Genomic DNA, 19,211 nt, shown 5'->3' with positions numbered 1-19,211 from the left:
AAACAAATATTTCCGGCAAGGCTTATTTGCCTCTCAACCGTCCTCCGATATTTCCCAATACGGCACCGCCCACTCCTGCCGCAAAGCTGCCGGTTTTCGTGGCGGTACGGTTCAGGTTGCGGCTGAAATTCCCGGCTCCTCCCGCCTGCACGATCCAGCCCGCCACCGTCGGAACGGTAAAATACCCGATAATCCCGATAAGCATAAAGATGATATAGACACTGTTCGAGTTGTCTATCGAGTAGTCAGGATTGTTCTGCAATTCCTGGATGTCGTTCTGGAGCATCAGCACCTGGAGTTTGGCGAGCAGGGTGCTGAACAGATCGCTGACCGGAAGCCACAGATAGACGGAGATATACCTCGTGAACCACTGTCCGAGTGTGGACTGGAAACCGTCCCATACGCTGAAGGCGAACGCTACCGGTCCCAGAATGGAGAGCACGACCAGAAAAAAGGTCCTCACGGTATCTATCAGCAGCGACGCCGCGGCGAATATCAGTTCCAGCAGGCTGCGGAACGTGTCACGGATCTTCTTCTCCAGGTTATACATGCCCACCTCCACGTACATACCCAGCCGGGAGGCGGTATCCACGGTTGACCAGCCTAACTCGTCTAGCTGTCGGTCGAACTCCTCGTCACTCACCAGATAGGCGGTTTCAGGATTCCGCAGCATGGCCTCCTTTTCCAGCTCCTCCTTCTGCGCCCTGTATCGCTCCATGTCCAGCGTCTGCCCCTCAAGCATCTTGTGCGTACCCTGCACAATAGGACTGAGCACGGTGTTCAGCGTGCCAAGTACCAGTGTGGGAAAAAGCAGGATACAGATGCCGATAGCGAAGGGGCGCAGCAGGGGATACACGTCTATCGGCTCGGCACGTGCCATCGACTGCCATATGCGTACGGCAACATAAAAGAGGGCACCCAGCCCGGCAAGCCCCTTGCCCACGTCCATCATGTCCTTGCAGAGGGGGAGCATATCTTCATACAGGGTTCCCAGTATGGTATGCAGGTTGGCAAAATCTATCGTCAAAGGAACCATGGGCTACCAGTATTTGGAGGTTTCATTTCCATAGAGCCGCATCACACGTTCCATATCGTTCTTTTTCCTGGCACGGAGATAGCTCACGGCTATGTTCTTGTTAGTATAATAGCTCACCAGATTGCGGTAACGGCGCATTTCGTAATAACAGTTGTCCACCACATCCATACGGTCCTTGTCGGTCATGGAGAGCGTGCTCACGTTGATGACCTGTTTGAGGTCCTGCAACACGCCGTTGCTCTCCTCCAGCAGGCGGGTGTAACCGAAGGCGATGGCGTCCAGCTCGCGGGACGAGAAGTTGTCGTCGTTCATCATCTTTTTGAAGTTCGTCACATAGATGTCGGACACATCGCCTACCATCAGGATGATGTCACGCACCTTGCGGGCGTCCTGTATCAGGTTGTTCACCGCCTTTAACTGGTCGTAGTACTTCTTGGCCTGCTCGTAGATCTTTACCGTCTCCGCAAAATTGTCGGCCGTATTGACCGCCGTCTTGGAGGTATGGGCGATGTTGTCCGACATGTTGATGATACTTTGGGCCAGATTTCCGGGATCGGTCACCACCCATTGCGCCCGGGCCATGTTCCCGCCCAGCACAAGCATTATCCCGATCAGGAATGTCCTCGCTCTCATGGGCGTTCCTCCTTCCGTACATAATCCCCGTTGGGTGAGAAAGTCAGGATATCCGTCTCCTCGTTGTAGGATACATCGATACGGTACCCCGTATTGATAAAGAGGTTGCCGTTCTCTTCCACCAACAGGTAGGTCTGCGGCCTGAGGCGGCGTGTCTTGCCACTACGGGCGAATACCGTCACCTTGTAGGCCTCTCCTTCCTTATATACCAACACGTCCGGTTTGCCGTCCACACTGGTCCACGATCCGCAGAGTCTGTCACGGTCGGTACCACCGTCCGCACAACTTTGCAATACCAGGGCGGCCATGCCGATCAGGCATACCGCCAGTCTCATAAGGGGTTTGTTTCTCATAATCGTTTTCATTTTAGGGTTGATCTTTGTCCTTGTTCCTCTCGCATTTTCTCTGCCAGATGGCGGACGGCAAGTTCCAGGTTGCCATCCAATCTTTCTGCCAGCCGCTGTACTTCCATCTTTTCGGACTCCTCGGTCGTGAACGTGTAATATTCCTCCCCGCTCACTTCCGTGGCATATACTGCCGAGTGGGTTCCGCCAAGCCCGATCCACACTTCCCGGTAGAACCGCCCGGGATGGTTCGCCTGGTTGATGGAGAGTATCTGCCCTTTTTCTTTCTCTGTCAGGCCGAGAAGCCGCTGGATGTGCTCGAACTTGTTCATGTATTTTCGTTGGTCAAGCAGGATTTTACAGTCGGAATTGTTGATGATGGCCTCCTTCACGATAGGGGAACTGATGATGTCATCCACCTCCTGGGTTACCACTACGGCCTCGCCGAAATACTTTCTGACCGTCTTGAAAAGGTATTTGATGTACTCACTCATATTGGCGGACATCAGGGCCTTCCAACATTCCTCTATTAAAATCATCTTGCGGATCCCCTTGAGCCTGCGCATCTTGGCGATGAAGGTCTCCATGATGATCAGCGTCACCACGGGAAGCAGTACCTTGTTGCCACTGATGTTGTCCAGCTCGAACACGATGAACCGTTTGCCTGTCAGGTCCAGCTCCTTGTCGGAATTCAGCAGGAAGTCATAGTCTCCGCCCTTGTAAAAAGGTGCCAGCACGTTCAGGAAACCGTCAATGTCAAAATCCTTCTCACGCACCTTTTTCTCCTCAATCATTCTCCTGTAGTCATCGGCGACAAACTCGTAGAAACCGTTGAAATCCGGTTTGATACCCTGGTTCTCCGAAATCATCCGGATATAGGCGTTCACCGCCCCGGAAAGGGCCACCTCCTCCGAACGTTTCGGTGCCTCGTCCTCCCGTTTCCACAAGGTCAGGATCAATGTCTTGATGCTTTCCCGTTTCTCCACGTCAAACAGTCCGCAATCCGTATAGAACGGATTGAAGGCTATCGGGTTGTCCTCCTCGTACGTAATGTAGATCCCGTCCTCCCCACGGGTGCGGTCGTGAATCATGCGGCACAATCCCTGATAGCTGTTGCCCGTATCTACCAGCAGGATATGTGTGCCCTGCTCGTAATATTGCCGGACCAGATGGTTGGTGAAGAAGGACTTCCCGCTGCCTGAAGGACCGAGGATGAACTTGTTCCTGTTGGTGATGATTCCCCGTTTCATGGGAAGGTCGGAAATGTCCACATGTACCGGAATCCCGTTCTGACGGTCCGCCATACGGATACCGAAAGGACTGGGTGAGTTTCTGTAATTGGTCTCTCCGGAAAAGAGGCATACCGCCTGTTCCAGGAAGGTGTAAAACGACTCCTCGGCTGGAAAATCACCTGCGTTGCCGGGAATACCCGCCCAATAGAGGACCGGCATGTCGATAGTGTTATACCTTGGCGTGCATTCCATCATGGCCAGCTGGCTGCCCGTGTTGTTCCTGACGCGACGGAACTCATCCGCGTCCTCGGCCCAGGCGATGACGTTGCAATGGCATCTGACGGGAAGTAGCCCTTTGGTATGTGCCTCGTCCAGATACATTTCCGTCCATTCCTGGTTTACGGCGTTGCTCCGGCTGTATCTTGACAGCGAGAGCATGTTACGTGAGTTCTTCTCCATCATCTGCAGGATTTCCTGTGCGTTGTCAATGAACACGTACTGTGAATAGATGTGGTTGCACGGCAGCAGCAGTCCCACCGGCGCCGCGAAGGAGAGGCGGCAGTCGCTGCGGTCCGTGGACATCCTCTCGTAACGCATGTCGGTGGAGAGCTTGCCGGGCAGGTCCTCCGTATCCGAGAGGGTATGCAGGCAAAGCCGCTTGTCTCCGATACGCATCCGTCCGGGCCTGAGGCAGATGTCTTGCAATACGGCACTCTCATCCTCCAGCGAGAGCGAGAGGTATTTCTCCACCAGTCCGGGACGTTCCTTCGTGCCAGTAATCTCGTCCGTTTCCAGACGCCGCAGCCTTATATGCCCGGAATCGTTCATGATGCGTTCGAACTGTTCCACCGACTCCAGAAAACGGGCAGCCGTGTCTTTGTCGGTTATCTCCCTGGGCAGCAGGAATCCCCGGCAGAGGGTGCTGAAATCGCTCCGTTGGCGGCTACGCTCTCGGGTCGTCTTTGTCAGGAACAGGTAGCATCTGTGGTTTAGGTACGGTCTTTCATTGAAATGTAGTTCATAGCTGCGTGTAAGAAAGCTTTGTTCCTCACCATCACTTTTAGAACGGTATGTTTCTTGGATGAACCAGTCCTGCTTACAGACGATGCTATGCTCCGGCAGCACCTTCATGGCCTTTATCCAGGAAGAGTGCATAGTTTCATACTCGTCCTCCGTCACCGTGTACAACTCGGGCAGCTCCACCTCGAAAGCCACGGTCAGGTCGGCGTCCTTGCTCACGATGCAGCCGTTCTCTACTGAGAGAAGGGGGAATCTGCGTTCTAGCGTTTCCGCCTTTAAAACATTTCTCATGATTTTTGTTTTTTCTTTTCGTGAATAATCTGAAGACTCTCTTGCGGTGAATTAGGTAGCGCGGATGGCGTTTTTCGGCCAGCAGCTTCATCAGTCCGTGTTCACCGTAGCGGGCGTTTAACCGAAAAGTCATCCATACCAGTAGGCCACCGGATATGCTCCCGAAGGAGATGCATATCCATTGGTCCACACCCACCAGATAGAGGATAACCACCGCAAGGAGCACCATCACAAGTCCGCCGGCGAAAACGAACAGATATTGAGACTTGAGTCCCTTGAACTCGACGGGATTGCCCGCACCTTTGTTTACCGGATACTTCATGCCTCTAGAGGAAGAAGGAACGCAGGATGGTGGCGGCCACGATCAGAAAGATACACGCGAAAAACCAGCTGGCGGCTGTCTTCGAGGTATCAGGATCGCCACTGGAGAACTTGCCGTAGGTCTTGATACCGCCCACCAACCCCAGGACGGCCCCGATGGCGTAGCACAACTTAGTGGCGGGATCGAAATACGAGGTCATGAGACTGGTCGCCGCGTTGATACCGGCAAGGCCCTGACCTTGGCCCTGCGCAAAAACACTGGCGGTAATAACCGCACACATCACAGAAAAAAGGATTCTTCTCTTCATTGTCGAATCATTTAGGTGAGACATAAATTTGAATTCGACAGCGAATGTAAAATGGAATAACGTACTGTAATTCAGTGCTGTCATCAGATGTCACCAGATGTCATCAAATGTCCTAAATGACCATAATAATCTAGTTTTGCTATAATTTTTAGACAAAAATTGCTTTTTGTCTTTTTTATACCTATGTTTGCGAATATAACCGTATTTATCAACAAAAAGCTTTGTAAAAATATGAGACAATTTAAAGTTTTGCTATTGCTCATAGCTATTTCTTGTTCCATGTTTGCGCAAGATAGGCTATCATTGTTTATTGGCAGGGCAAATAAATATGCCTCTGTGGAACTTTCGGATTACCGAAAACGTTTGTGTATAGAATATAATACCCCCAACAATCTATTGGATGATTATTATAGGCAATGTGGAAGAGATTGGGGGAATGTAGGTTTGGCCCTTGAAATAGCCAAAACATCTGGCAGGCACATGCGTGATGTATGTGATTATTATAAACGTTACCATAGGCACGGCTGGGATCGTGTTTTGATAGAGATAGGTATAAGGCCGGGATCGGTATATTACAATCCTTTCTATGACAGGGTAAATTATCATAGTAATTGTTGGCATGAACATTATTGTTCATACTGTGACCATCACCGAAAACATCATCACAAACATTATAAAAAACACAAGAAGCATAAACACAACAAACATTATAGGTGGGATGACGATGACGATGATGATTGGGATGACGATTAACACTTATAGGTATAAAAGTATATTGAAATGAGAAAGATTTTAATTTTTTTAGGATTGTTGTTTGTTATGTTGAGTGGCGTTTATGCTCAAAAAGGTAGACAAGCTATTGGATTCGGACTGAGTTATGGGACGGAAATTGAGAGTATTGGCCTTGGGTTGAAATATCAATACAATATAACCAACCCCATACGTCTTGAGCCGTCTTTGAATTACTTTATAGAAAACGACAATGTTAGTATGTTGGACATAAATATGAATCTCCATTATTTATGTCCCGTAGGCAGAAGCGTAAAGTTATATCCCCTATTCGGTTTTACATTTTCTAATTGGATGTTTGACCTAGGAGATGGTTTTGATATTGATGTGGACGGAGACCATATTCATATAGACAAAGATGATGACAATCATAACGAATGCAGGGTAGGAGTGAATATCGGTGGTGGAGCCGACTTCGCATTGACAAGTAGTTGGATTATGAATTTCGAGTTACGCTACCAACTGGTCAGTGATTTTGATCAGGCTGTATTCAATTTGGGATTCGCTTATCGTTTTTAATTTATTCTATAATAAAACAATATCAGCCCTTTACTGAAAATTGCTTCAGTAAAGGGCTGATATATAGAATTGAGCAAGAAGCGTATTGGAGTTTTAGAAATGAGTGCTTACAACCACATTTTTGTCTAAGAAGAATACAAAAAGAGTGTTCTTTTTTGTATTTCTGAAAAGGATAGTGTGACAATTAAGTAAAACAGATCCATGCGTATAAAGAGATATTCTATCGTAATCTTGTTTCTATTCGTCTCTTTGTATATAAAGGCGACGGGACAGTCTTGTGATGTCATTTACATCAATGGTGAGCAATGGTGGCTGATGGCCAGACCAATAGACAAGGATTCCGCCCTATATACACGGTTAAGGGACTTTCTTCCGGAAAATCATTGTATGTCAACCGCCAACTGGGATGGTTATACGGCCTTTTGGAAAATAGAGGACAGCTGTCTTTACCTGCAACGTATGGAAATATGCGTATATGACAAGGCAAGTCGGAAAGATTCCACTTTGATTTACCACACAGACGCTCTGAAAACACTTTTTGCCTCTTATTATGAGAACGGAAGGATTCCTGCCCGCTGGTTCAGCGGTGAACTACGGGCCGGCAAAGGTGATTTGGTACATTATGTCCACTCCGGTTTCGACCGTAATATGGAAGCCGAACAGGTAATTCTACTCAGGCAAGGCAGGATACAAAGTGTACGGACATACCATAATTTCAAACAACCTGGAATAAAGATTTTAGAATCACAAGATGAAATCATCCGGCGGTTCCCCTGGCATCGTTTTCCGAAGTACAAAGGACAGCGGCTGATATTCAGTATACGTAATATCCAATGTACCCCGGATGGCCATCTCCTGGACTTTGATGTCCGAACTTTGTTCATACGTCCCAAAGGAGAAAACATTGAAGACCGGAATCACCCATTAGTGAAAGCTTTCAAAGAGACACTGAAAAGTATTTATCCATGGGAGAGACTATTCATCAACGGGAAATATACCATGGAACCTCTAAACTGCGTATTAGGTATTTGGGAGAAAAATGATTTACCATCCAAAGCAGATAACGATACAACCGGATATTCCATTATAGGTAAAGTTTATGGGGAAGAAGTGCGACAGATTCCGCCCTATGATGTTATAAAAAGGCCGTTGACCGGTTCCAATCTGAGAGTAGAGGGATTGCCTTTTCAAGGTTGGCTGACTGATTCTACAGGAACTTTCAGAATAAAACATTTAAAAAAAGGACAATGTCTTTTGCGGGCAGAATTTATTGGCTTGAATCCTTGTGACACACTCGTCACCGTGTCCGGAACAACATGCACGGACACCTTACAACTGGTATTGACATTGCCTTATGACTATATCGAAGAATATGTATGTTCACCGAAATTGTCACGTGAATATATCAATAAAGGGCACCCGAATCTAAAACTGGTCATACCCATTGAACAAGACAAAAAAGTACGGGAACATATCTTTTGGAAAAAGTATGGAGTCAAATATTATAGCTATTATCCCCTGAAAGAAAACGGAAAGATGGATTGCTATTTAAACACGCCCAATCGTCTGTTGACAGCCTACAACCGGGAAGTGTTCCGCTATCTGGATAAAAAATACGGGAAAACATGGCGCGAGGAAGTACCTCCCGGCATCTTCGGACTGGATAAATCATTGGATGAGCTACGGGATGAAAGCTGGCTTATCAAGACATTGAGCCGACGATGTAAATACCCGATAGTCTGGCAGAAGAAGAACAAAGGCTGTGTCTTGCGAGTTGCTTACGAAGTGAATCAGGATGGTTACATCACCACGGCCACTATTCTTGGTAAAACGCCCCGTTCATTTCGAAAATCAGTACTGGATGTTTTACAATCGTTTAGAAATGAACCTACTGTCTTATGCCCTGGAAAGGATACGCTATGCATTCAATACAGACTGGATACCATGCCACTCCTTCCGAAGGCGGATGTGGTTATTACCGGTTATTCCACCTGCGACCAACCCGTCTTGATGAGATATGATGCCACCTTGATTGCCCATACCCCTGAACCTCGTTTGGAAGCGGGTGTTCCGGTCTGTTATCTAAATGAGCGTGGAGATACCATTGTGCCATACGGCAGATATAAATTCTGTCAAACCGATACCATCAAAGGTATAGGCTTTGTATACGAAGACAAGCCAAGAGATGCCAGGATAGTCTGCATTAACGATGCAGGCAAGAAACTTTTTTATGTAGTCGAATGTGATAACGGACCTGATTATGTCAAGGAAGGGTTGTTCCGAATCATGGATGAGAAAGGCCTGATGGGTTTTGCCGATTCGTCGGGACACATAATCATTACTCCCCAATTCAAGTTTGCATACCCTTTTGAGGGAGGAAAGGCTAAGGTTACATTTACGGGAAAACAAAAAGTCGTATCCGGGTCTGACGGCGAAAAACATTATTGGGATAGTGAAGAATGGAGATATATAAACAGAAGATGTAAGTTTGTACAACCTTAAAGTCAAAACGTATGAAAAAAATAGCGTACTTGTTATCAGTTTATTTATTCTGCTTGTTACCCAAATTGCAAGCGCAGGATATCGATTTTCCGCTGTCACTGTCGGAAATAGAAAAGTATGAGAGCCGCATCCGCATACAAAGGCTTCCCGCTGTCACCATCACCCATGCGGACGCCTACAAAATCAGGACACGACAACCAGTATATTCTCCTCGGATAAAAGAGATTGTGCTTGATATAATCAATATGGATGGCCCTACAGCCGAGCTTGAATATCATAATCTCAAACAGATGGTAAATGGCAAATGGCTCGGTTTCCCCTTTATAGACAATCTTGTATTCGCCATTGGAGGAAGAGATTTATCCAAAGGCGATACGCTACCCGAACATATCCGTATGTCCGAGTTTAAATATCCGTTAAAGCCCAACAGGTACCAGGCTAATTTTTATGTGTTTGCCAACATCCATACCTATTGCAATCTGACAGGTAAAAGTATTGTTTCCATAAAGGAGACGGAAATGGACGGTGCCTTTGCTTTCAAGGTATTACCATCCAATAATGATTCCATACGTATTTTATTTGAAAACCATACAAACCTGGAGGTACAACCGGTCTTTTTCCCTAGTATAAGTACAGACGAGCGATATATGGTACATCCCTTTGCCCGTTCCGGTTGGGTAGGAGAAGCGAATTATATGAAAAGCCGTGCCCGTTTGAAAGGTGGAGAAGCGATACTGTTTACCATTCCTGTCTCATGGGATGTCAACCGGATAACAGACAGAAACGACAAGAAACGATTCCAAGCAGGCAGGTTACTTTCAGGAAAATACCGAATAGGACTGCAACTCGAAATTTATATGGATACGGAATTTGAAGTAAAATAAATACAACCGCTTATGATAACAAGACTATTATTATTGGCAATGCTCCTGCCGCTAGCCGGCCTGTCACAGGTGCAGGCGCAGGCAGACGGACGCTACATTGAAGTGACCGGGACATCCGAGATTGAGATCGTGCCGGACAGGATTCACTACATTATCGAAATCCGTGAATACTTCGAGGAGGAGTTTGATGGCAGGTCCAAACCGGAGGAATATCGTACAAAGATCTCTTTGGACCGGATCGAACAGGGACTGCGGGAAGTGCTGCATGACGCGGGTATCTCTCCGAATGCCGTCCGTACGCAGGAGATCGGTGATTATTGGCGTAAGCAAGGGCAGGACTTTCTGGTGGCCAAGACCTTCGATATTACGTTACTGGATTTCAAACAGATTGATGAAATCCTCAAACGTATGGATACCAAAGGCATCCATACCATGCGCATCGGTGAACTGGAAAACAAGGACATGTTGTCCTACCATCAAAAAGGAAAAATCGCAGCCTTGAAAGCGGCGCAGAGGAAAGCGTCCTATCTGGTGGAGGCATTGGGTAAAAAATTGGGACCGGTAATACGTATTGTAGAAGACGAAGCAGGTAGCAGCCTTCCTTTCTCACAGAGTAACGTGCTGTCCTCCAGTGTCGTTTCATTTGATAGTTTCCGTACAATTAAAAAGAAATACTCTATGCTTGTGCGGTTTGAGATTGCGGATTGAAAGGAATCGTAACTGCCTGAATATAAGGAATAATGTCGTATACTGCCATTGCCTTCAATAACTTGGTATGAAATTCGAGGAGGATCTTGAATCTAAATTCCAATGTTCTACCATATCGGATATTCATAAATAAACAAGCCAACCTATTCTACCACATAAAGTAATAAGTTGGCTTGTTCTAAATTAATAACATAAATAAAGCCAAGGCATTATTGTCATCATTAACAGCATCAATAACAAAACATAAAGCAATATCCGTAGTGTATGGTTCGGGCATTTCTTTGTAACAAAAGCCGATACCATCTTTATGTGTAACAAGATATGAATGGCAAGCAGAGTGACCAATACAACTCCCGCCCACAAATGAATATTACCCCAATCATGCCTTCCCAAGCCCAGCAAATGTGAACACCATGGGGTAGCGTCTTGGAATCTTACAGCATGGCGGGAAGGAATTACTATTTCCAATATGAAGCCACTTATACTTACCAAAGCCATTGCCATCAGCATGACAAAGTCTATGATAATATTAAGCGGCATCTTATTCTTTCCGGACATCATTCTTTATGGCTATGTCCATGACATTCATGATGATGTTCATGGGATGAACAGCCCACTCCCGAATCTGTAAGTTTCCCGCTTAAATAATCAGCGGCAACTTCCAATAGATTACCCGAACAGCCTCTTATGACTTTGATATGGTGGGACGTAAGTACATTCAAGGCACCTTGCCCCATATTTCCTGCCAGCATAACGCTGACTCCCATGTTTTCCAATTCTCCTGCGATATTGGATTTACATCCGCATCCTTGCGGAGAAGGAATAGTCTCGCTACTTAGAATCTGGTTGTCTTGTCCTACTGTCAGGATTGTGTAATACTCACAATGACCGAAATGGTTATCGACTACATTGTCTCTGGTCGGAATAGCAATTTTCATCATAATCTCATTTTTATTAATGTTAATATTACTTGCGCTTAAGTCATCGGAGTGGCATACCGGACATTCCATCTTGCGGATTTTAAGCGTGGGATTGATATTGTTGAATAAGAAACCGCATGCTCCGCAACGGAACCATTCACTGTCTGTGTACGCTGCTCCGCCTTCTATCATAATGGTAACACCACGAACCAATGCCTTGGCAATCTTTTGCCTTGCGCTGACATATATCCGACTTAGTGTCGGACGTGATACTCCCATTGAAACAGACGCTTCCTGTTGGGTTTTCATTTCATAATCGCATAACCGTATCGCCTCATACTCTTCAAAATGCAAGAATATGGTATTCTTACAACAACCGTTCAGCCCTATGGGCTTGAATCCTGCGGCAACAGGCATGTCATTAACTTTACGGATATTTTTAGGACGTGGTGACATTATATATATTGTTTCTGCTTGCAAATATAATGAACAAATGCTCAAAATAAAACAATAGCTCCTCTTTTTTAAACCAAAATTACTTCCGAAATGAAGCCACATGCCGAACGGCATATAAATGAAAGCCGCCTTTCTGTAAAATACAGAATTCCGCCTATGTCCGCAGGCGGAATCCTATTTCCCGGAAGTATTCCCTCTTACACCAACTCCCGCCAGTCAACCCCGCCGTTGTTCCTTTTCCCCCCTTTTTTCAAAGGTCGCGGGTTCCCATCTTCATCCAGGTTCTCTTCCAGCAGTTTATTCACGGCTTCCTCATTCCCTACCTGGGAAATGAAAAGATCGAACAGACTGGTATTGCGGATAGCGAACAGCGTCCGTGCGGCACTGCTTCTTTTGTCCGCATCCTGATCCGCCCCGTTCACCCTCATCAGCACATCCCCGACAAGGCTGAACTCCTCCAGCGTAACCGCCTGCGTAATCACTTCCGTTTCCGGTAATGCGCTGTCCAGTTCTTCCTGCTCCTTCCGAAGGAGTTCCATCTCCTCCAGCGGAAGCAGACATTCCACATCCTCTTCCCGGATTTCCTCATCCTCACCGATATAGTCCGTCCCCTGTTCCAACGGCTGACTCATATAGGGGGCCGCCGTCTTCCCGGCGTTCTCGTCAAGATAGACAAAGCGTGTCTTTCCCATCACTTCTTTCTCATCCGCCGGCTCCGGTGACATCGATATCATTTGTTCTCTTTTCGCCGGCGTGTACAGCAGGTCACACAGCTCACGTACTTTTTTCTTTTGTTCCCATACCTTATATAACAGGTAAGCGGCACAGCCGACCCTCACCGACAGATAGACGAGTCTTTCCATACCATCATTTCTTTAAATTTTCGATGACACGTCTCATCAATGATATCCCGGTATTTCTCCATATGCTCCGCCAACACATTGTTCACGAACGTGGGTACAGATATTCCCGGCGCAATGACAGGAAGGATCCCGGTCAATGTCTCATACAAGGATTCATCAATATAGGTTTGTCTCCTGGCTCCGGTCATTTTCCGGGTCAGGAACATTTCTCTGTAAGCACTCGCATTTTCCATGCCTTTCAATAAATCTTTGTTTTCCATATCTTCTTCTTGCTTGAATTGTTTCAAAACCAGACCGGTTTGCAGACCGGTCGTTCCCTCTACCGAAGTCCCGATAGCGTCCGTTTCCGGAATCCCGCTATTGGACAAGGCTTCAATCAGGGTTTCCCCTAAATTTTCCGGAATATCCATCTTTGCGAAATCAGGAAAGAAATCCGCATCGTCAGGGTGTTCTTTGAATTCTGCCGGAAATACGGTTTCCATATAAGTCGTATCACGGACTGACTTCCTCATATCCGTTTGCATCGGGGGGAGAGCCCCGCCTTTCCTCAACCGGTTCCTGCCTGCTTTCATTTTAAGTACCTTGTACAGCAAATATGTTACAAACAGCAGGACTGGATAAATAAACAGATGTTCCATAATCTAATGTGAATTTTGGGTACTCAAGCGAACCATTTCATCCAGTTCTTTTTCATACACTTCCAAATGATGGTCAAGCACGTTGTCCAGAAAAGCGGGAACAGTCATGCCGTCACTGAGCAACGGCAGAATCCGTGCAAGCCTACGGTAGGTGTCATAACAGATATAAGTCTGCTTTCGATGGACGGCAATCTTACGGTTGAGAAAATTTTTTCGGTACTCTTGTATCTTCTCCGGAAGTGAGGTTCCGCTTCCGGCCGGCTCGCGGGAAACAGGAAGCGGTTTGTCCGCATCTTCCCGTACGGACGGGAAAATATCGGTTTCCCTTGTGGTCTTTTCTTCCGCAAAAGGAGTCTTAGGAGTGCCCTCGGCATCCGTACCGTTGGCCATGAACTCTTTCAACCGTTCCTCATTGACATTGAATACGCCCCTTTTTTTCATGTCTTGTCGGATTTAAGATGGATAATCCGTTCGATCTCCTCGGCCAGCACATCCATATTGCTCCCTTTCAACAACTTTTCCGAAGGTGGAAAGTAGGTGCTTCTGAAAAATGTCTGCCCGCCAGAAGAGGTCTCTTTGTTATAACGTTCCATGTCCGGCATGACCGTCGAGAGCGTCTTCAGACCGATCTTCTCAAAAATCTCGTTATAGTGACGGTAAACCTCTCTGGAGACACGTCCGTCAATCTTGTTCCAGAACAGTAGGATCTCTTTTAACGGTGCTTCAGGATATTGCCGGATGAAATCCCGGAGCGTCGCCACGAAAGACAGACTGCTCTGCATGACCATCCGGTCCTGCACGACCGGCGTAAACACATAGTCCATGTTGATGATGGCCTCAAGGATTCCCGGAGTATTCACCGTTCCGGGCAAATCAAAGAAAAGGATATCACTGTTCCCCGACAACCGGTCTGCTGTTTCCAGTACCTTGCCGGGCCCGGAGGTAAGGACCGGATAGGCTTTCTTCCCCGTTCGTTCATACTGCCTGCACAACAACTGTTGGAGGGACTCGCTTCTCTCGACGTTTTTCATGTCACGGGAACGTAGCGCCTGGATGCTGAACTGGGGATAGTCGCAATCTATAACCGCGACATTCTTTCCCTTCACATAGTGGAAATAACTGGCAAGCAGCACCGTCATGGTGGACTTGCCCACACCGCCCTTCTGGTTGCTCAAGGCGATGAATGTGCATCGTTTGCTCATAAGCTTTCGAATTGTGGGTTAATAATCGTTTTAATGTTCTCGCTGTTTCTTCTTTTCAACGGCTTGTCGGGTTCATGGGACATGACACGGTACGGATGGCATATTCAGGCCTTGTTATCACTACAGAATAACATCCTCATAAGATATGAGGGGCTTGTCTCCCTACCGGATCATGGCACAATATTACCGTCATGCCTGAAAAATGGAAGATTGTCATATAGGTACAGGCTGTCATGCCTGTACCCTCCCGGCATCTTGTCGCCAAATGGCCGTATCATTGTATTTTCTCTTTTCATGGTTATCATTCCGTTTTTTTCTCTTGACACAATAACATAATATTTTAAAAACATGCCGTGGACAGAGGATGACCTGCCGGTAACACGGGTATATTTTATCAGCACATCGGAAGATTGTTTCCCTGTCACAGTCCAAAAGTAACGGCTATTTCCAAGACTTCCGCCAATATTGCCTCGCTCTGACATCAGATGTCGTCAGATGTCATCAAATGTCATACTTATCCCTGTTTTACAGCTTGTTGCGTTCTTCTATTTTTGCAAAGTCAGAATCACGCAATGGAGGAAGAAGGACTTCACGGACCACGGTATGCCGCAAGCGTCGCGCAGCAATCCGACCATAGGAGGATTCTCTGTTCAAGCGAACAGAGCAAGTTGTGTCCTTGTCCGACAAAAGACTTTTTGTCAGACAAGGACCAACTTGCCCGCCCCCCGGGGCGGGGGGAATCCGCTCCAAAGTCGCGGATTCTGGAAGAGAAAAAAGTACAAACCAAAAATCTCATGTGTATGGAGAAAACAACAGGGACAAGGACGGGCAGAAAGCCTAAAAATGATCCGGCGGACCACAAGTACAGTTTCCGCCTGAACGCCGAGGAGAACACAAGATTTGAAAAGTTGCTGGCGGATTCAGGAGCCGGCAACCTTACGCTGTTCATCAAGAAATCCATCTTCTCGGGACAGATAAAGGTCGTGAAAATAGACAAGGCGACGATGGACTATTACATCAGGTTGACAGAATTCCACAAACAGTTCCAGGCTGTCGGCAACAACTACAACCAGGTGGTACGTGCCTTAAAGAACAATTTCGGGGAAAAACGGGCGAGGGCATTGCTCTATAAGTTGGAAAGATTGAGTCTTGAGCTGATGCTCATCTGTAAAAAGGTCATGGCGCTAACCCCGGAATACGAGCGGAAATGGTTGCAAAAATAAGCCATGGCATGAGTCTTTACGGAGCACTTGCTTATAACTATGAGAAGGTAGCGGCTGGTACGGCTGAGATCCTTTCCGGTAACCGTATGATTTCCGACCGGCTCGGATTGCCAAGCGAGGACATACGCCTGGCATTGCTCTCTTTTGAGAATTACCTGCTGGCAAACCGCAATACGGAGAAGCCCGTCCTGCACATTTCCCTCTCCCCGGCACCGGAAGACCGGTTGACCGACGGGCGGCTGGCAGAACTGGCGGAACGTTATATGCAGAAGATGGGGTATGGGAATCAGCCTTACATCACCTACAAACATGCCGATACACACAATACCCATATCCATATTGTTAGTGTCTGTGTGGATGAACAGGGGAAAAAGATCAGCGATGCCTACGAGCATCGGCGTTCCATGACCGCCTGTCGGGAACTGGAAGTGGATTTCGGTCTGCGAAACGGAGCGGATGCGGAAAAGCGGAATCCAAAAGCGGAACTAAGAAAGGTGGACGCTTCCTTGGGAGATGTCCGCCATCAGGTAGGCAATACCCTTAAAGCCGTATTGGAAAGCTACCGTTTCCAAACTTTCGGGGAATACAATGCGCTGCTTTCCACGCTCAACATCGAGGCAAAACAGGTCAGGGGAGAATACAACGGTACACCATATACCGGTATTGTATATTCGGTCACGGATGATACCGGCAAGGTTGTCAGCCCACCGTTCAAAAGTTCCCGATTTGGGAAACGCTTCGGAAATGAACAGTTGGAAAAGCGGATGCTGATGAATCTGAAAGCTCTCAAAGACGGGAAATGGGCCCCCTCCATACAGGCGGACATCGTTCGTGCCTTGCGGCAGGCGGATTCACAGAAACGGTTTGTGGAACTGCTCGGGCAAAGGCGTATTGATGTGGTTTTCCGCAAGAATGAGCGGGGACGTATCTATGGTGTCACCTTTATTGATCACAACCATCGGGAGGTGTTCAACGGCTCACGCATGGGCAAGGTGTTTTCTGCCAATGTGTTCAACGACTATTTCAAATGGTTGGAAAACATACCCGAAAAGGAACGGGGCGGACATTCCGCTACAGAACTTTGGCAGCATCACCGTCACGAATCCTCTAGCACGCTCGAACTGGCGGCAGGCATTCTCTCCTTGGAAACCAATCTGCGGGATTACGAGGAGGAAGCCTTTGCACGCCGCATGAAGAAAAAAAAGAAGACCGGACGCAAGCGTGGCATTTAGACAAAACAAGTATCAACCCATTTATATACAATTCTTATGCAGCAGGAAGATGATTTGAGGGCTCTCGCTAAGATAATGGAATTCGGCAGGGCTGTGAGTATTTTTCTTTTGGTGGTACACGTCTATGTGTACTGCTATCCGAGTATCACCGCATGGCACCTGAGCCTTGAGGTGATAGACCGGATTCTGGTAAACTTCAACGACACGACCGGAATTTTCAACTGTATTCTCTGGAGCAAACTGTTGGCAGTGCTTCTGTTGGCCGTTTCCTGTCTGGGTACGCACGGGGTCAAAGGTGAAAAGATAACCTGGCCTAAAATTTATGCGGCGTTGGTGGCAGGATGCGTATTGTTTTTTCTGAACTGGTGGCTTCTTGAACTGCCATTGCCACACATGGCAAATACCGCATTCTATATTTTTACTCTTACGGCAGGCTATCTCGCCCTGTTGATGTCGGGGTTATGGATGAGCCGCCTTTACAGGCACAACCTCATGGAAGATGTGTTCAATATGGAAAATGAGAGTTTCATGCAGGAAACCCGACTGATGGAGAATGAATATTCGGTAAACCTCCCGACGAGATTCTATTATAAAAAGCGCTGGAATAACGGATTTGTCAATATTGTCAATATTTTCCGTGCCTGCATGGTTATCGGGACACCGGGCAGCGGCAAATCTTATGCGATAGTCAACAGTTACATACGCCAGCTTATAGCCAAAGGCTTTGCGATTTACATCTACGATTACAAGTTTGATGACCTGTCCACCATCGCCTATAATTCTTTGTTGAAGAATATGGACAAGTACGAGGTTAAGCCCCGGTTCTATGTCATAAATTTCGACGATCCATGCAGGTCTCACCGGTGCAATCCCATCAATCCGGAATTCATGACGGACATTTCCGACGCGTACGAGGCAAGCTATACGATAATGCTCAACCTCAATCGCACCTGGATCGAAAAGCAGGGGGACTTCTTCGTGGAGTCTCCTATCATTCTGCTTGCGGCAATAATCTGGTATTTAAAGATTTACAAAAACGGTATTTACTGTACGTTTCCCCATGCGGTAGAACTGCTCAACAAACCCTACTCAGACCTGTTCACCATTCTGACCTCTTATCCGGAGCTGGAAAACTATCTTTCTCCCTTCATGGACGCATGGAAGGGAAATGCCCAGGACCAGCTCCAAGGCCAGATAGCCTCGGCTAAAATACCCCTTACGCGCATGATCTCCCCACAACTCTACTGGGTGATGACCGGTAATGATTTTTCATTGGATATCAACAATCCGAAAGAGCCCAAACTGCTCTGCGTGGGCAACAATCCGGACAGGCAGAACATTTATTCGGCAGCGCTCGGATTATATAATTCCCGTATCGTCAAGCTTATCAACAAGAAAAAACAGCTTAAATGCGCCGTTATCATTGACGAGCTTCCCACCATCTATTTCCGTGGGCTTGACAACCTGATCGCGACGGCGAGAAGCAACAAGGTGGGTGTGCTTCTGGGTTTTCAGGATTTCAGTCAATTGACACGTGACTACGGAGAAAAAGAATCCAAGGTCATCCAGAACACGGTGGGGAATATTTTCAGCGGACAGGTGGTCGGTGAAACCGCAAAAACGCTTTCAGAGCGCTTCGGCAAGGTGCTTCAGCAACGTCAGTCCGTATCCATCAACCGTCAGGACGTATCCACCTCCATCAACACACAGCTAGACTCGCTCATTCCCGCATCAAAGATCGCCAACCTCTCACAAGGTACGTTTGTCGGGGCTGTGGTGGATAATTTTGATGAGAAGATAGAGCAGAAAATATTTCATGCAGAAATTGTCGTGGACCATGTCAAGATCAGCGCAGAAGAAAAGGCTTATCGGAAAATACCTATCATCAACGACTTCAAGGACAGGAATGGTGACGATATCATGATGCAACAGATACAACGTAATTACGACCAGATCAAAGCGGACGCACAGGCTATTATCAATGAGGAGATGCAGCGTATCAAAAATGATCCAGAACTCCGTAAACGACTAGGTCTGGAAGACGAAAAAGGAAAGGAATCCGACAAATCATGACAGATGAAGGGGGAATT

The 19,211-nt window shown here is 47.1% G+C and carries 20 protein-coding genes and 1 pseudogene; 8 read left to right on the top strand and 13 right to left on the bottom strand.

Annotation, left to right across the window (positions count from 1 at the left end; all coding sequences use genetic code 11):
* Positions 1-22: 22 nt before the first annotated feature.
* The 6 genes and pseudogenes from traJ to ACESQI_RS14815 all read right to left on the bottom strand — a co-directional run bounded on the left by traJ (position 23) and on the right by ACESQI_RS14815 (position 5,185).
* Positions 23-1,036: a conjugative transposon protein TraJ gene (gene traJ / locus ACESQI_RS14840; RefSeq protein ID WP_008675211.1), complete on the bottom strand. Its 1,014-nt coding sequence runs from the start codon at positions 1,034-1,036 to the stop codon at positions 23-25.
* A 3-nt stretch (positions 1,037-1,039) separates the two neighbouring features.
* On the bottom strand, positions 1,040-1,669 hold the full coding sequence (locus ACESQI_RS14835) for a DUF4141 domain-containing protein (RefSeq protein WP_008778550.1): 630 nt from the start codon (positions 1,667-1,669) through the stop codon (positions 1,040-1,042).
* The gene (locus ACESQI_RS14830; RefSeq protein ID WP_008675209.1) at positions 1,666-2,022 is read right to left on the bottom strand and encodes a DUF3876 domain-containing protein; all 357 of its coding nucleotides are present in this window, start codon (positions 2,020-2,022) and stop codon (positions 1,666-1,668) included. Before ACESQI_RS14830 ends, ACESQI_RS14835 begins: the two co-directional genes overlap by 4 nt.
* An 8-nt stretch (positions 2,023-2,030) precedes the next feature.
* A complete protein-coding gene (locus tag ACESQI_RS14825; RefSeq protein WP_055284996.1) occupies positions 2,031-4,556 on the bottom strand; it encodes a TraG family conjugative transposon ATPase in 2,526 nt (841 codons plus the stop codon).
* Between the two features lie 4 nt (positions 4,557-4,560).
* Positions 4,561-4,878: pseudogene (locus tag ACESQI_RS14820) on the bottom strand (DUF4133 domain-containing protein); the annotation flags it as partial.
* A 4-nt stretch (positions 4,879-4,882) separates the two neighbouring features.
* The gene (locus ACESQI_RS14815) at positions 4,883-5,185 is read right to left on the bottom strand and encodes a DUF4134 domain-containing protein (RefSeq protein ID WP_032934306.1); all 303 of its coding nucleotides are present in this window, start codon (positions 5,183-5,185) and stop codon (positions 4,883-4,885) included.
* A gap of 231 nt (positions 5,186-5,416) precedes the next feature.
* Here ACESQI_RS14815 and ACESQI_RS14810 point away from each other — a divergent pair, with 231 nt between their 5' ends.
* The 5 genes from ACESQI_RS14810 to ACESQI_RS14790 all read left to right on the top strand — a co-directional run bounded on the left by ACESQI_RS14810 (position 5,417) and on the right by ACESQI_RS14790 (position 10,587).
* Complete coding sequence (locus ACESQI_RS14810) at positions 5,417-5,938, top strand: hypothetical protein (RefSeq protein ID WP_055285027.1); 522 nt, start codon at positions 5,417-5,419, stop codon at positions 5,936-5,938.
* Between the two features lie 27 nt (positions 5,939-5,965).
* Entirely contained in the window at positions 5,966-6,493 is a 528-nt protein-coding gene (locus ACESQI_RS14805) for an outer membrane beta-barrel protein (RefSeq protein ID WP_008675194.1), read from the top strand.
* Between the two features lie 201 nt (positions 6,494-6,694).
* Complete coding sequence (locus tag ACESQI_RS14800) at positions 6,695-8,995, top strand: WG repeat-containing protein (RefSeq protein ID WP_008675189.1); 2,301 nt, start codon at positions 6,695-6,697, stop codon at positions 8,993-8,995.
* A gap of 11 nt (positions 8,996-9,006) precedes the next feature.
* Complete coding sequence (locus tag ACESQI_RS14795) at positions 9,007-9,879, top strand: hypothetical protein (protein ID WP_055284993.1); 873 nt, start codon at positions 9,007-9,009, stop codon at positions 9,877-9,879.
* 12 nt (positions 9,880-9,891) lie between these two features.
* Complete coding sequence (locus ACESQI_RS14790; protein WP_008675186.1) at positions 9,892-10,587, top strand: SIMPL domain-containing protein; 696 nt, start codon at positions 9,892-9,894, stop codon at positions 10,585-10,587.
* A gap of 183 nt (positions 10,588-10,770) precedes the next feature.
* On the opposite strand, the gene ACESQI_RS14785 is transcribed toward ACESQI_RS14790, so the two are convergent.
* The 7 genes from ACESQI_RS14785 to ACESQI_RS14755 form a co-directional block, all read right to left on the bottom strand.
* Positions 10,771-11,148 (bottom strand): DUF4405 domain-containing protein, encoded by a 378-nt coding sequence (locus tag ACESQI_RS14785; protein WP_008778557.1) that lies wholly within the window; start codon positions 11,146-11,148, stop codon positions 10,771-10,773.
* Positions 11,145-11,963, bottom strand: coding sequence for a DUF134 domain-containing protein (locus ACESQI_RS14780; protein WP_008675184.1), 819 nt, complete (start codon positions 11,961-11,963; stop codon positions 11,145-11,147). The genes ACESQI_RS14785 and ACESQI_RS14780 overlap by 4 nt, the downstream gene beginning before the upstream one ends.
* Positions 11,964-12,160: 197 nt before the next feature.
* On the bottom strand, positions 12,161-12,826 hold the full coding sequence (locus ACESQI_RS14775; protein WP_122116118.1) for a DUF4122 family protein: 666 nt from the start codon (positions 12,824-12,826) through the stop codon (positions 12,161-12,163).
* Entirely contained in the window at positions 12,799-13,338 is a 540-nt protein-coding gene (locus tag ACESQI_RS14770) for a DUF3408 domain-containing protein (RefSeq protein WP_259007300.1), read from the bottom strand. The genes ACESQI_RS14775 and ACESQI_RS14770 overlap by 28 nt, the downstream gene beginning before the upstream one ends.
* A gap of 129 nt (positions 13,339-13,467) precedes the next feature.
* Positions 13,468-13,905: a DUF3408 domain-containing protein gene (locus ACESQI_RS14765; protein WP_122116119.1), complete on the bottom strand. Its 438-nt coding sequence runs from the start codon at positions 13,903-13,905 to the stop codon at positions 13,468-13,470.
* Positions 13,902-14,666 carry a ParA family protein gene (locus ACESQI_RS14760; protein WP_122116120.1) on the bottom strand — a complete coding sequence of 255 codons (765 nt, stop codon included), beginning with the start codon at positions 14,664-14,666 and terminating at the stop codon, positions 13,902-13,904. The genes ACESQI_RS14765 and ACESQI_RS14760 overlap by 4 nt, the downstream gene beginning before the upstream one ends.
* A 170-nt stretch (positions 14,667-14,836) precedes the next feature.
* Complete coding sequence (locus tag ACESQI_RS14755) at positions 14,837-14,962, bottom strand: hypothetical protein (protein WP_259007303.1); 126 nt, start codon at positions 14,960-14,962, stop codon at positions 14,837-14,839.
* Positions 14,963-15,466: 504 nt separating this feature from the next.
* Here ACESQI_RS14755 and mobA point away from each other — a divergent pair.
* Genes mobA through mobC form a run of 3 tightly spaced genes read left to right on the top strand, consistent with a single transcriptional unit; the run spans position 15,467 to position 19,194 of the window.
* Entirely contained in the window at positions 15,467-15,889 is a 423-nt protein-coding gene (gene mobA / locus ACESQI_RS14750; protein ID WP_122116121.1) for a conjugal transfer protein MobA, read from the top strand.
* A complete protein-coding gene (gene mobB, locus ACESQI_RS14745; RefSeq protein WP_122116122.1) occupies positions 15,874-17,121 on the top strand; it encodes a conjugal transfer protein MobB in 1,248 nt (415 codons plus the stop codon). Before mobA ends, mobB begins: the two co-directional genes overlap by 16 nt.
* 36 nt (positions 17,122-17,157) lie before the next feature.
* Positions 17,158-19,194: a conjugal transfer protein MobC gene (gene mobC, locus ACESQI_RS14740; RefSeq protein WP_373126475.1), complete on the top strand. Its 2,037-nt coding sequence runs from the start codon at positions 17,158-17,160 to the stop codon at positions 19,192-19,194.
* The last annotated feature ends 17 nt before the right edge of the window (positions 19,195-19,211 follow it).

It is taken from the genome of Bacteroides sp. HPS0048, assembly GCF_964240755.1.
Taxonomy (GTDB): domain Bacteria; phylum Bacteroidota; class Bacteroidia; order Bacteroidales; family Bacteroidaceae; genus Bacteroides; species Bacteroides nordii.
This window is presented reverse-complemented; position numbering and strand designations above follow the sequence as displayed.